This is a genomic window from Candidatus Neomarinimicrobiota bacterium (assembly GCA_016784545.1).
Lineage (GTDB): Bacteria > Fidelibacterota > UBA8477 > UBA8477 > JABMPR01 > JABMPR01.
In genome coordinates, this window is sequence record JADHUM010000079.1 from 1 (window position 1) to 13,246 (window position 13,246).

Genomic DNA, 13,246 nt, shown 5'->3' on the forward strand with positions numbered 1-13,246 from the left:
ACTATGATTATTTCAATATTACCACGGACTATGGATCATTTTACATCCAGGATCGCATTACCTTTGATGGAATGATCGCCAATCTGGGTATTCGCTATGACTACTGGTTTCCCGGGCAATATCTGGAAGACGCCGTGGCCGATAGCTCTGTGCTGACTATTACCGATGCTGCTCGGGCCAAATTCTATGCTGAAACTTTTGTGTTTAACGGTAGCAGGGCCAAAGGACATTTAAGTCCGCGTCTGGGAATTTCTCATCCTGTTACTGACTCCGATGTCCTGTATTTCAACTATGGTCATTTCTCACAATTGCCCACATTCAATTATGTCTATGCAAAATTGCGCTCATCAGCCGAGGCAACTTACCAACTTTTTGGCAATCCAAACCTGTCTCCCAAGACGACTGTAGCCTATGAAATTGGTATTAAGCATAAATTTGATGCCAACCAGGTATTAGAGATCAAGGCATTTTACAAGGATATGTTTGACTACGAAACCAGTCAGCGTGTGACCCTTTTTAATCCTCGCTACGGGCATCTCTCCTATCTCATCTATATCAATATGGATTATGCCCGCTCTCGAGGCATAGAAATGAAATTCAAGCGACGCTTTGCAAAATTTTTCTCAGCTGATGCCAATTTGAGTTACAGTTTTACTACAGGCAAAAGCTCTACGCCCCTGGATAACCTCCTTGTGGAAGCAGGTCGTCTTGATGAAAAACCTCTGGGTGAGAATTATTTGCGGTGGGATCAACCTTTCAGTCTCTTTACCAATCTGCACTTCAACGTTGGCCCAGAGGATAAACTCCACCTGTTTGGTCTGAGACTTCCCCGGGACTGGGGGGTTTCAGCCCGCATCGAGTATCAGGCGGGACGTCGATATACGGGGATGGAGAACATCACCATTCGGGAAGAAGATGGTAAGTTTTATTATGAGGGTCAGTCTAAAAGTGATACGCCCTATTCCGAAACCGCCGATCCCTTTACAACAGTTGACCTCAAACTGAATAAATATTTTATGGTGAGTGGTCTGGAATGGAAGGCCTACTGTACCATCGAAAACCTTTTGAATGTAAAACGTCCCCAGAGTATTAACCCTTTTACAGGGAAGGGCTATGATCCTGGAGAGATTTATTCCTATGGTTTCATCAACAGCCCCGATCCCAATTATAATCCAGGTCGTTATTCCATCCCCCGCACAGTCGAAATGGGACTGAGTGTGAGATTCTGATGCGACGTTTCCTCATCATATTCATCCTTTTATTCTCAACCCAGTTCGTGGGTGCTCAGGGGAATCTGTTCCCCAGCCTGGGTGGTCAACGAGCCGGAACTTCTTCATTTTCATTTCTCAAGATCGGAATTGGTGCCAGGGCTCATGGAATGGCTGGCGCTTATACGGCCATTGCCAACGATGCCTCCAGTCTCTTCTGGAACCCTGCCGGGGCAGCCCAGGTGGAGGAGAGCATCAACATTATAGTAGATCAGAGTCAGTGGATAGCCGATTTTCAGTTGAGCAGTTTTGCCGGGGTCTGGAAGTTTGGTCGAGTTCACCATCTGGGATTGAGTGCTCTGGCCCTGTACGCTCCGCCAACTGAGATTACTACTGAATTTAAACCAGGCGGAACCGGCGAATATTTCAATTATGGTGATATGCTCCTGGGATTTACCTATGCCTTAAGGATGACTGACCGCTTTTCTTTTGGCCTCACCGCTAAACTGGCCGAAGAACAACTGGCTGATCTAACCATGCGTAGTATGCTGGTGGATCTGGGAACCTATTATCGAACAGGTTACAAAGACCTTCGCTTTGCAGTATCCCTGCTGAATTTTGGATCACCTGCTGGTCCAGATGGAAGCTATGCTGACTCGGATACCACTGAAGCAGATTATGAATCTTTTGCACCCCCAACCATTTTCCGTCTTGGTGTGGCTCACGAGTGGCTCCAGTCACCCCATCAGGAGTTTACCAGTTCCATCCAGCTTAACCACCCCGTTGATAATGCAGAAAGTATCTCACTCGGTTTTGAATATGGATTCCATGATATGCTCTTCTTGAGAAGCGGGTATCATTTTGGCGATGAAGTGTATTCCTGGACGGTGGGGTTGGGCATTGAGTGGTCGGGATTCAGTTTTGGCTATTCATATGCAGATATGTCTGATTTGAAACGATCTGAGCATATCAGTTTGGGATGGTCCTTCTAATGAGTTTGCGCTTGCTGAAATATACCTGGGGACTGCTCCTCGTTTTATCCCTCTTAGCCTGTGGTATCAAGGTTAAGCTCCCCACGGAAACCACAGAATTTGATCCAGTATTTGGAGCCGGAGACACATCGTATATCCGGATCAGCCCAGATTGGGATGCAGCAAATGGATATTCATTTGCCAGTCCCTGGGATATCATTGTGGGGGCTGATGGCTATATTTTTGTGGCAGATCATGCCCAGGCTTCAATTCATGTCATCAGTGCTTCCGGGGAAGAAGTCATCGATGATGATTTTGGCAATCATTTCGGAGCTATCGCGAATCTTGTTGATGAAACGGGAACCGGTTTTTCACCTCAGGCCATTGATCAGGATAGCCGACTCAACCTGTTTATCGCAGACAGTAGTAATCGGCTCATGGTCTGGAATCAATATCTCAATAATGTGGGTGTGGAATCCATAGCGGACAGGGTGAAACTTGAATCTCCCCAGGGGAATTCACTCTGGGTAACTAACTTTGATTCTATTATGGCACTTCAATCCCTGCAGTGGTCCATTGATTCCATTAGCTGGTCCACGGACAATCTGGATTATTGGCTGGCCCCCCGGGCATTCTGGAATGCTGGTGATAGTCTTGAGGCCATTCAGGTCCAGCGATATTTTATTGATCCTGAGAATGTTCATATCACCGGGGTCAGCAGTTTTGGTGATCAGTGTTTTGTAGCTGATGCGAATTCCAATGCAATTATTGAGCTTCAATACTTTCCCGTGGCGCTGCTCATGACAGGGGAGGGGGAAGAGATTCTGATCTATGGGGGAACCATCACGGGCCGTGCAGTTTCACCGGGAACTGGCAATGGAACTGTGAATGATCCCCGTGGCATGACCCACGGGAAGGATGGTGCCCTGTTTTACACGCAATGGGGAGAAAACTTCAGCGTCCATAAAGTGGGTGGAAGTTCCGGTTTTGAATATGGCGAAGATGATATCATGGAAATTGAACGCTATGACAAAGCCTCTGATGTGAGTCTCGATGTTCTGGGCAATATCTATATCGCCGATACGGGTCATGACCGGATTCAACAGTTCAATTCCTCTGGGAGATTCACATTCAATATTGGCATGAATCGGGTACTAGTTGATTCCAGTTACATCGACTCCTTCCTGGTTGGTTCAGAGTATGAATATTTTACAGTAGATACCACGTATCAGGTTGAAGTAGCTGATATCCTGGATGCTCCTCGCAGTGTGGCAGTGGATGGAAATGGCGTCGTCTATATTGCAGATACCAGGCATCAGCGTGTCATGCGCTATCGCCTCTCCACCGAGTTGGATTATACGACTGATAATTAGCACCTGTTTTACGCAGATTTAGCTGGGGGTAGACCGTGAAAAACATCAAACCAATTCTGAGTATTCTCACCTTCATCGTTCTTATCGTAACCCTCTTTTCACTCCTGGGTAAATCACAGCAATTGACAGTGGTCTATGAGGGAAATTCAAATCGAGATTCGGTGAAGATGGTATCGGGTAAATTTCAGTGCAGTGAATGCGGCATGCTCATTCACAATCTGAATTTTGCTTCACAAGTAGTTGCTCCAGGTGGCAAGACCTGGTTCTTTGATGACCATGGTTGTATGGCAGCCTGGTTGAGTGCCAGACCCTTTAAAGATGAGGCAATCATCTGGGTAAAGGATTTGCCCTCTGGCGAGTGGATTGATGGGAAGCTGGCCTGGTACAGTCGCACAGATCAAACACCCATGTCATACGGATTTGGAGCTTACAGGGTCCATGGCGAGGGGCTCATTGCTTTTTCTGCCATGCAGCAAGCCATGTTGAAGGGCGAAACCATGGCAAACTTGGAATTCCGCAAGGAACTCATGGAGCAATAATGGAAACGGTCAATATCATATCTGTCATATCAATTGCCTTTATGGGATCTTTTGGTCATTGCATCGGGATGTGTGGCGGCATCGTCATCGCCTATTCAACTGCTGGTCTGGAAAAAGATCGTAGCAAAACGGCTCAAGCCATTTCTCATCTGCTTTACTCCCTGGGTAGAGTCACGACCTATACGGTTCTGGGTGCTGTGTTTGGAATTCTTGGCGGTGTGGTTGTCTTCAATAACACAGCCAATGGAATTCTATGGATTGTGGCCGGAATAGCCATGGTTGTAGCTGGTCTTTCACTCCTGGGGAAACTGCATGTCCTCAAACTTTTTGAAACCTCGTTTGCCAGCTCAGCCTGGTATCAAACCACCTTTAAGAGCCTCTTGAAGAGCGAATCGCTCATGGGGTTTTACTTGCTGGGAATGCTTAATGGTCTTCTGCCCTGTGGGTTTGTGTATTTTTTTGCCATCACGGCGGCGAGCACGGCCAGCCCGGTTTATGGTGCGCTGGTGATGTTCATCTTTGGATTAAGCACCATTCCCGCCCTTTTTAGTCTGGGCTTTTTTGTCGGTCTATTTAAGCAACTCAAATTCCGGCATATCATGACCCAGTTGGCGGCCCTTTCCGTAATCATCTACGGTCTCTATACGCTGTATAATGGGTATCGGTATCTTGTAGAGCCTGCCCGCACTATTCTGGAGTGCCATTAAGTAGGTCGATGGGATGCGCTCCCTCGTTTTATCCATCGAGCCTGGACCACCCCCGGTTATCATAATTGAAAAGTAGAGCCCCATGGCTCATGGGTTGTTTACTTCAACGAATCTACGAAGATGACGAATAGCAATATGCTGGTTCGTTCCTTTCGTCAAGTTCGTTGTAAGCTGGAATATATACGGTGGGTGTACGACCATGGTTGACCCTACAAAACAAAAAATCCGCCGCAGCGGATCGTCATCATTCCAAATGTAGATAGCTTTTACTTAAAGAGAGCTTTTAGGGATCCCCAGGTACGTGGGATTACTTCAGAAGTTGATTGAACGCTAATCACTTCACTCAGTTGGGAGTTGCCTTCAATGTCCCTGATTTTCAGACGGTACTGATATTCCCGTCCAGAAACCTTGGCGATAATGGAGTCATCAATAAAGGTATAGCCACTTCCCCGGCCCTGAGCATTGAGGAAACCAATTTCAAAAAAGGTATGACCATCGGTACTGCGTTGTACTTCAAAACCGACCAGTCCCTGTTCTACAGTGGTGTTCCACTGGATGATGATACGGGCTTCATCGTAGTAACCACTAAAGCCATTGATAGTAGCATCAGCGAAACTGGTGGTAACCAGAAGCATCATTCCCAATATGGTACTGAAATATTTCACGGAGCGAAAATAGTTAATGGGCAAGAACAAACCAATCTCTTTTTGCTATTTGTCTATAACTATATGATTTGAATCAATCATGGTGAAGGAGGGTGAGGTGCGTGTCAAACATTAGTTTCTGAGTATCCTGCAGATTCAGACCTCCCCAAAATACAAACAGCCCCGCGAAGGGGCTGTTTGCAGTATTTCGGAGAGATGATCTTTACTTCAGATACATCATCTTCATGGTTTTAACATAGCTATCAGTTTCCAGGCGGTATACATAAATACCTGAAGAAACGGGTAAGCCTGCATCCGATAAACCATTCCATGCTAAGGTGTAGCGACTTGGGTTTTGGTAACCATTAACAAGTACGCTGACTGGCTGTCCAACAAGATTGTAGACAACAAGTCTCACATCAGATGCTTCTGGAATATCGTAGGTTATGGTAGTAACCGGGTTGAATGGGTTAGGATAGTTCTGATAGAGAGCGAATACATCTGGAATAAATGTATCGTCTGTACCTACTGTTGTACCTATAGTGAGGTTGAATGGGCCATTCACAGACCAGGCGTCATACATATCGCTATAAGCAACAATATCCCATGTTCCAGTTACACCTGTGGTACCGGTAAATTCAAACGCGGCACTCAGGACTGAATAAGGAATCAGAACTTCCGTTGCTGATGTGTCGAAAGGAATGATTATGCTTCCCAGCGTACCAGTCAATTCAACACCATACATCATATCATCACCAGCAGATTCCCAGGCAAAGAGCAGGGATCCCGTGGTCACGTTTGCTGATGTAATCACAACATTATCATCGTTAGCAGGTGACAGAAGACTGAAATCTCCTGGTCCTGGATAAACATCAGATTCAACCATGATATCATCAATCCACAGGTGATCCATGGTAAATGATGTGGCACCTTCAACAGTGAATCTCAGTTGCCATCCATCTGTTCCAGCAACGATATCCGAGATATTGAAGATCATATAATCTTCAATATCACCATAGACAGAATCGTTATGAGCTATGAGTACAGTCTCGGTCACAAATCCATCATTTGACATTGAAGCTGAGAAATCCAATGTTCCGTTGTCACCATCATTGTAATCATCAAACATGAGATAGAATGAGATTCTGGCAGCAGTAGCACCTGTGAAATCAGCAACAGGTGAGGTTACAGTCTGATAGAAATCAGTAGCTGTTGGTGACCAGTCAAAATGCAACTGTTCCAGTTCGATATTGAAGTTTGGAGCCACATTACCGGCACCATCATCTGTTACCCAACCGATGTCCTCGAGAGGAGTTGCATCTGGATACATGAAGTCTTCATAGTGGTGCAGATACAGTGGTGACCAGTAAGTAAAGCCATCCACATTTGAATAATCTGATTCACCAAGATCGTACACAGCACTTACAGTATAGAAGTACGGGGTATCGAAATCGAAGTCATCATCGTTAAACATCTCACCAGCAACATTTGCATAGACATCACCAAAAACCATTGGGTCTAGGGATCTGTAGACATTGTAGTTGAGAAGTTCTCGACCAACAGTGGTCACGTTTGGAGCTTCAACACTTACAGTTGAAACCACGTCCTGTTTCACACTAAGTTCAATTGGAGCACCAAGTTTCTCGATGTTCACAGTTTCTGAACCGTGGAGAACCATGGAACGACCAGTTGAAGGTTCAGCCAGATATGCCCGTACGGCGAATGTACCTGGATCCATGATCCAAAGTGGTACGCCTAAGCTATCAGCAGCATTGGCCCAGATTGAATTACCGATAAAGGTGTCATCATCATGACCAACATACGGACCTGCCTCATTACCTACAGGCCATTTCATTACGACCCAGAAATCAGCAGTTGCTGGTGCAACACCAACTGGATAGAAATCCCAGGCAGCATCTGGATAGAGGGCAGCATTCACGCCACCAGTAGTCCAAAGTACATTACTTAGATCTGGACCACCCATTTCGTCTGATCCTACAACTGAAACGCTTTCCAATGCTGACTCGGTATCAAGAGCTGTGGTCAGGATAGAGATCTCATTGATCGCATATCCAGGTGTGATCGCAGCCTTGAAATGAGAGGCAAAGTAGTTGTGCTCTGTAGATGGAATCACAGGAGCAACAAAGCCTTCAAAGGATCCGTCATCATAGGCAACCTGACCCATTGGAACGGGAGGTGCCCACATAAGGCCAATGGTTGTATCAACCATACTTGGATAGGCCATGAGGTTCTCAGGAGCTGGTAAGTACATATCCAGAACAAAGTCCAGAGTAGTCGTTCCACCTTCTGTCACCACTGCCATTTCCATGGCAGGATGATAATTCACGCGCATGACTTCTACCGTATAGTCACCGGCAGGAACTGTGATGCTATAAGCACCTGCAGCATCGGCCATGGTGCCTTCATCGGCAAACAGACCCATTGCATGAACATCGGCAAAACCAAGGGCATTACCATCAGTATCAGTTATGGTTCCAGTAATAACACCTGGAGGTGGTGCTTCATCAACAGTGATATTGTCAACGCCCATACCGTATGCCCAGCCACCATTATCATTATAATGGAAGCCAAACCGGACGACGTCTCCAACATAGTCACCGAGATTAAACAGAACACCTGTCCAATCATTTGGTGAGTCAGCCAGTGGATAAACCATGACATCATCGCCATCAAAGACGAGGAATTCACCACCAAGACCACCCTGGACAGTATAATTGAATAGAATCTGAGGGTTGACGGCAGAAGCGAAATCTACCCATGGTGTCCACAGGATTTCATTTCCATTTACGCCAGAACCCCAACCATCGTCATCAATTCCTGCGAACTGGGTGCCACCGGGAACATTCCAGTAATTGTACAAATTGCCTTCAAAATAGGCACTATCTCCAACTTCCCATTGGCTACCATCTGGTTCACCAATTTCTTCAACGATATATCCCAGTGGGAGCATGTTGTCCATTACAGCTTCAAAGTCTTCTGTAAAGGGGAAGGGATAGAATACAGGAGCAAAAGGAGTCGCAGAAACAGACTCTGATGCAAGTGATTCGCTCAAGTCTTCCATAATCTGTGTGATATAATAGGTGTAAAGAACATCGGGAGTCACAGTGTCATCGAGGAATTCACCATCGAAATCTCTGTTGACTGCCTCAACACCACCTGCCAGTAATGCATCATCACGATAGACATTATAGGTAGGCATATAGTCTGGATCTTCAAGGATAACCGTAATGGAATCCGTGTTGTTTTCTTCAGACAATTCATCGACACTGCCCCAGAAATCAACATCTATCATCACATTGAAGGTACCTGGTCCAAGATTGGCCCAGGAAAATCCATACAGACCTAATGTATCTGCCTCAGTAGGTGCAAGCAGATCGGTATATTCATACGCAACATCTACACCATTGACCCACCAGTGACAGGAAACGCCAGCTGCGTCAATATCACCAATATTGGTGATCACGGCCATGACGGCATCGCCTTCAATGTACATTTCTGTTACATCAAGGTCAGCCATTGGCAGATCAGCCATATAGGTCAATGTCCAATCAAATGTTGCTACACTGTAGACATCATCCCATTGGATATAGTAGGTCGTTCCATTGACGATTGGGAACGAAACTAATGACGCATAATTGGGAAAACCAATATCATCATTATAGGCTATCTGCACACCTTCACAATCATCGAAGATGCGTACATAAGTATCCTCTGATGTACCATCAGAAGTGGCTGTCAGATAACCATCAGCTACTGCTGTAAATGAATACCAATATGGCTGATATGGAGCAGTCACTACTGAGCCATCAGCTACAGTGAGTTCAACTGCTTCAGCACAGGTATCACCAGCATCACGGAAGGCGGAACCACCCGCTGCGTCTCTCTTGGCCAGAACTTCTGGATCAAAAGTAGCTGCTGCTTTGGTTTTGGTTTCGTGAATACCACTCATAACTCTCGCAAGACTTCCAGGCATTGGTGGAGGAATGACGGCTGTTTCCCAGGAGAGGAAAACTTCACCTTCACCTGCCATGGCCATAACATGTCTTGGAGCCAGTGGCGGATACCCAATATCAATTGTCAGGGTATCATTATTATTTGTTTCATCTATTTCAAGAACATCATCATCTGTATCAGCTTCAAAAACAACCTGGTGCATTCCTGGACCAAAGTTGTCGAAATTGATACCGGTTAATGAATAGGTATAGCTTTCGCCTGCCAGAAGGGCAATATCAAGTTCGGCAACATATCCGAGATAATCCCCATCAATGTAGAGACCATGATAATCAGTTCCAAAATATCCAGGAGAATCGCCATCACCAATATTGGTGACCACAACATCCAGAGTATCCTGTCCATAATATTCCATGGAGCTTACTACGAAGTCTGGCACGCCATTGGTACCGGTAACATTCAGCGTATACTCGCCTGAACCTGAGCCATACCCAAAGACCTTAACCCAGTAATCACCAGCAGGTAATTCACCAAGATCAACTTCTGACTGAGTACCACAAGCATCATCATTATACGCAATATATGTTGCTGAATCACAACCAGCCCATACTTCAATCTTTGTATCGAAGGTTGATCCACAGAGTGATGCAAAGACGTTATCATAACTGCCATCATTGTAGAAGGTATACCAGGTTGCACCATAAGATTCAATGGAACCAACCATAGCTGGATCATTGACATCACCATAAACCAGAGGTAAGTCACAGGCATCACCAGGCACGAGATAATCTTCATTGTGGTAACCCATGCCATACCAGAAATTCATGTCATAAACAATCCATTCTGAATCGTCGGCATTGGTACCCGCAGAAAGGGCCCAGTCGGTATTACCTGTTACAACATCAGGTTTACGTACCAGGTTATGATCTTTGGTTCCTTCTGTAACACCAGCAACATCCCAGGCTGCACCTGGATCTTCAGTTGGAATTCCAATGATATCCAGGAAGGTTGTATCCGTGCCAACAATTTTCACCAGGGCGCGAGCATCATCACCATTGTGATGAACCACACTTGGATAAGGCAATACTTCATCAGCCAATGCAATGACTTCTGGGAAAACGCCATCATTTGCGATGAGCCAGAGATCTTCATGATCCAGTGTCGCTCCTTCAGGAAAGACATGGTAATATGCCCAGCCGCCACCATTGGTGGATTGAGCAATCTGATACTCATCAAGGTTGATTGTAGAACCGGTTAGATTATAGATCTCAATACCCTTATTATTGCTGGAACCTTCCATATACTCTGAGAAGAACGGAGTATTGGTGTTTGGGGCCAGAGGGGGCATGAGAATATCATCAATATAGACACCATACCCATAGTGGGTGGTACCAATAAATTTGATCATTGCCTGATCATTCTGAACAACATCTGTTTCAAGGTCTATAGTTTGGAGCTCAAAATCTGTAACACTAGTTCCATAATAAGCCAGGTTTGTCCAAGTAGCACCACCATCTGTACTAATATCTACCCACAACTCATCCTGATCACTGCCCCAGGCAACATTTCGTAGATAAAAGCTTAACTCACTCGCTTCGGAGGTCGTTAAATCAAGTTTAGGTGTCTTTAGTTCAGCTGTACGGGTGTTATAAGAACTATTTTTAAACCTTGCAGAGTACATCCCGTTATAAGCATATGTACTGCTCTGTTCCCAAATGTAGGTTTCTACGACCGCAGTATTTGACCAACCAAAGGGAGGAAAGTCTCCTTCGAAACCTTCCAGGACATAATCAGCTGGATAAGCTCTACCACTCACGGTAATAATATGAGGGGATAAGTCGTCATCTGACGTGATTGTTACCGTCCCTGCATGGTCCCCAGCTGTTGTGGGCTCGTATGTGATGCTTACATCCATACTTGCTCCCGCTGCCACTGGACTGGAATATGATCCGATAGCGAATGGCGGATAGTCCGATGGAAGAATACTTGAAATATTCAGATCAGCTCCACCATTATTTGTAATGGTCAAAGTCTCTACAACTGAACCACCTACAGGTGCACTACCAAAATCAAATTCTGAATCACTAAGGGCTAGAATCGGTACTGTTGGTGGTTCCTGAACGGTAAAGTCTTTGACAAATAGTTCCCAATCACCGTTTGAAACCTGTGTTTCACCATAAAAGGCAAACTTTACTACTCCAGTATATGCACTGAGATCAATTATTTCATGAACAGGTGTAGCTCCTAAACCAGTTGTTGAATTATGGCTCAAGAGAATATTGGTTTGATCCCAAGTTGCTCCACCATCAGTTGAAATGATAAAGTCAAATCGATCATCATCATCCCATACAGCATCGACAGTCGTACTATTATATTCTTGTGCGACGATATCAAATTCTGCCTGATAGCTTACAGTGCCATCACCTAGATCGACTGGAGGGGAAATCAACCAGTCCATTCTATTGTTATAGTAAACATTCATTCGCGCCGAGACCGGATTTTCGGAATCGTTCGCAAAAGCTTCTCCTCGCCACTTATCTGGGTATGATGGGTCAGCGAGTTCAATATCCTCATCCATTAAACCAGCAAGTTTTGTCCAGTTCATAGGTGGTGCGTATGGATAGCTGGTTTCAAAAGTCTCAAAGGTTTCTGTGAATGGGGGCACAAGCGTAGGATCATCTTCCGTAGTGAACGACCAAATAACTGTACCCGAGGCATCACCATATGCATTATAAGGAGTAACTTCCCAATAATAAGTTGTCGCATAGGCTAAGGTGGGTGTATAAGTCAAAACATCACCTTGATCGGCAGCATCTAATACATCTGTTGGTGGATTATCTGTCCCAAAACTTAAATCATAACCTGTGGCTCCTAAAGAAGCACCCCAGCTCACTACCTGATTCAGGGCAACACCTGTTGCAGAATCTGCAGGCATTGGGCTTGTGGAAGCAAGAGGTGGTTCAGGTGCTACATAAATTTCAGGACCTGAAACATCATCAAAACCAAAATCCCAGGAAGTACTAGGACCCGATGTCATATGCCAGGCGATATGAATATTCATATCAACGTAGGCAGATAGGTCTATGGAGCGAGTAATCCAACCCGTAGTATTCCCATCATAAGACCCTATGCTTGTAAAGGAGGCTGTATCAGCATCTGTAGTAGATACTAACAGCTGATAAGTATAGGGATAAGATGATGATTCAAGACCTTCCTGGTAACTGAAGGAGGCATCCCCTGTTGTAGGGGAGAGTTTTGGTGTGATCAGCCAATCATCATAACATTTCATAGCCTGTGCACCCTGGGTACCCTCAGGTGCAGTTATGTAGGTAAACGTTTCATTGAAAGTATTGGCATCATCATCGGCATTAATAACAGTCCAACCCGCCGGTGGAAATGCACCCTCAAATCCTTCAGACAGCGCAGAGCGTAGGTTGTTTGTTGAATAATGATTGAGCCTACCTTCTTCCTGAAGTCGCATCTGAATAGCGGCTTCACGAATGGCCAATTCTGAACTAATTAAAGTCTTCTCAGCCACGGTCAATGTCTGACCGCTATCATATTTGTTCAAGGCCTTCTCCATGGGTGTCAGATGCATAGCATCAGATGCAAAACCCAAGGAAAAAGTAAAGGTCAATACTAGACCTGTTAGTAACAATTTACGCCACATACTTCCTCCGTTTTTTTGTTGCATAGAAGTGGACCCCATCCCTTGGACACTTTTTCTTGAAACTTAGGTGTGAAAGATCCGGTGTTCATTATCCTACGAGCTTCCTCATAGATTCTTTAAAATATACTTCATCGGGAGTCAGCTTGTCAAGTGATTGATGAG

7 protein-coding genes are annotated in these 13,246 nt (G+C 45.2%); 5 read left to right on the forward strand and 2 right to left on the reverse strand.

The window, feature by feature from the left end; translation table 11 throughout:
• From ISR87_14480 to ISR87_14500, 5 genes are all read left to right on the forward strand, one after another.
• A partial coding sequence (locus ISR87_14480; protein MBL7026646.1) for a TonB-dependent receptor occupies nt 1-1,229 on the forward strand: 1,229 nt, incomplete at its 5' end.
• Nucleotides 1,229-2,200: a PorV/PorQ family protein gene (locus tag ISR87_14485; protein ID MBL7026647.1), complete on the forward strand. Its 972-nt coding sequence runs from the start codon at nt 1,229-1,231 to the stop codon at nt 2,198-2,200. The genes ISR87_14480 and ISR87_14485, both read left to right, overlap by 1 nt.
• Entirely contained in the window at nt 2,200-3,552 is a 1,353-nt protein-coding gene (locus tag ISR87_14490; GenBank protein MBL7026648.1) for a hypothetical protein, read from the forward strand. Before ISR87_14485 ends, ISR87_14490 begins: the two co-directional genes overlap by 1 nt.
• Nucleotides 3,553-3,587: 35 nt before the next feature.
• Nucleotides 3,588-4,091: a hypothetical protein gene (locus ISR87_14495; GenBank protein MBL7026649.1), complete on the forward strand. Its 504-nt coding sequence runs from the start codon at nt 3,588-3,590 to the stop codon at nt 4,089-4,091.
• The gene (locus ISR87_14500; protein ID MBL7026650.1) at nt 4,091-4,798 is read left to right on the forward strand and encodes a sulfite exporter TauE/SafE family protein; all 708 of its coding nucleotides are present in this window, start codon (nt 4,091-4,093) and stop codon (nt 4,796-4,798) included. The genes ISR87_14495 and ISR87_14500 overlap by 1 nt, the downstream gene beginning before the upstream one ends.
• Nucleotides 4,799-5,064: 266 nt before the next feature.
• Here the strand turns inward: ISR87_14500 and ISR87_14505 are convergent, their stop codons facing one another.
• On the reverse strand, nt 5,065-5,487 hold the full coding sequence (locus tag ISR87_14505) for a hypothetical protein (protein ID MBL7026651.1): 423 nt from the start codon (nt 5,485-5,487) through the stop codon (nt 5,065-5,067).
• 178 nt (nt 5,488-5,665) lie between these two features.
• The gene (locus tag ISR87_14510; protein MBL7026652.1) at nt 5,666-13,084 is read right to left on the reverse strand and encodes a choice-of-anchor J domain-containing protein; all 7,419 of its coding nucleotides are present in this window, start codon (nt 13,082-13,084) and stop codon (nt 5,666-5,668) included.
• Nucleotides 13,085-13,246: the final 162 nt, after the last annotated feature.

What these genes read in the sequence shown, in the direction of transcription:
- ISR87_14485 (MBL7026647.1), top strand. Translation starts at nt 1,229, where the DNA reads ATGCGACGTTTCCTCATCATATTCATCCTTTTATTCTCAACCCAGTTC.
- ISR87_14490 (MBL7026648.1), top strand. Translation starts at nt 2,200, where the DNA reads ATGAGTTTGCGCTTGCTGAAATATACCTGGGGACTGCTCCTCGTTTTA.
- ISR87_14500 (MBL7026650.1), top strand. Translation starts at nt 4,091, where the DNA reads ATGGAAACGGTCAATATCATATCTGTCATATCAATTGCCTTTATGGGA.
- ISR87_14510 (MBL7026652.1), bottom strand. Translation starts at nt 13,084, where the DNA reads ATGTGGCGTAAATTGTTACTAACAGGTCTAGTATTGACCTTTACTTTT.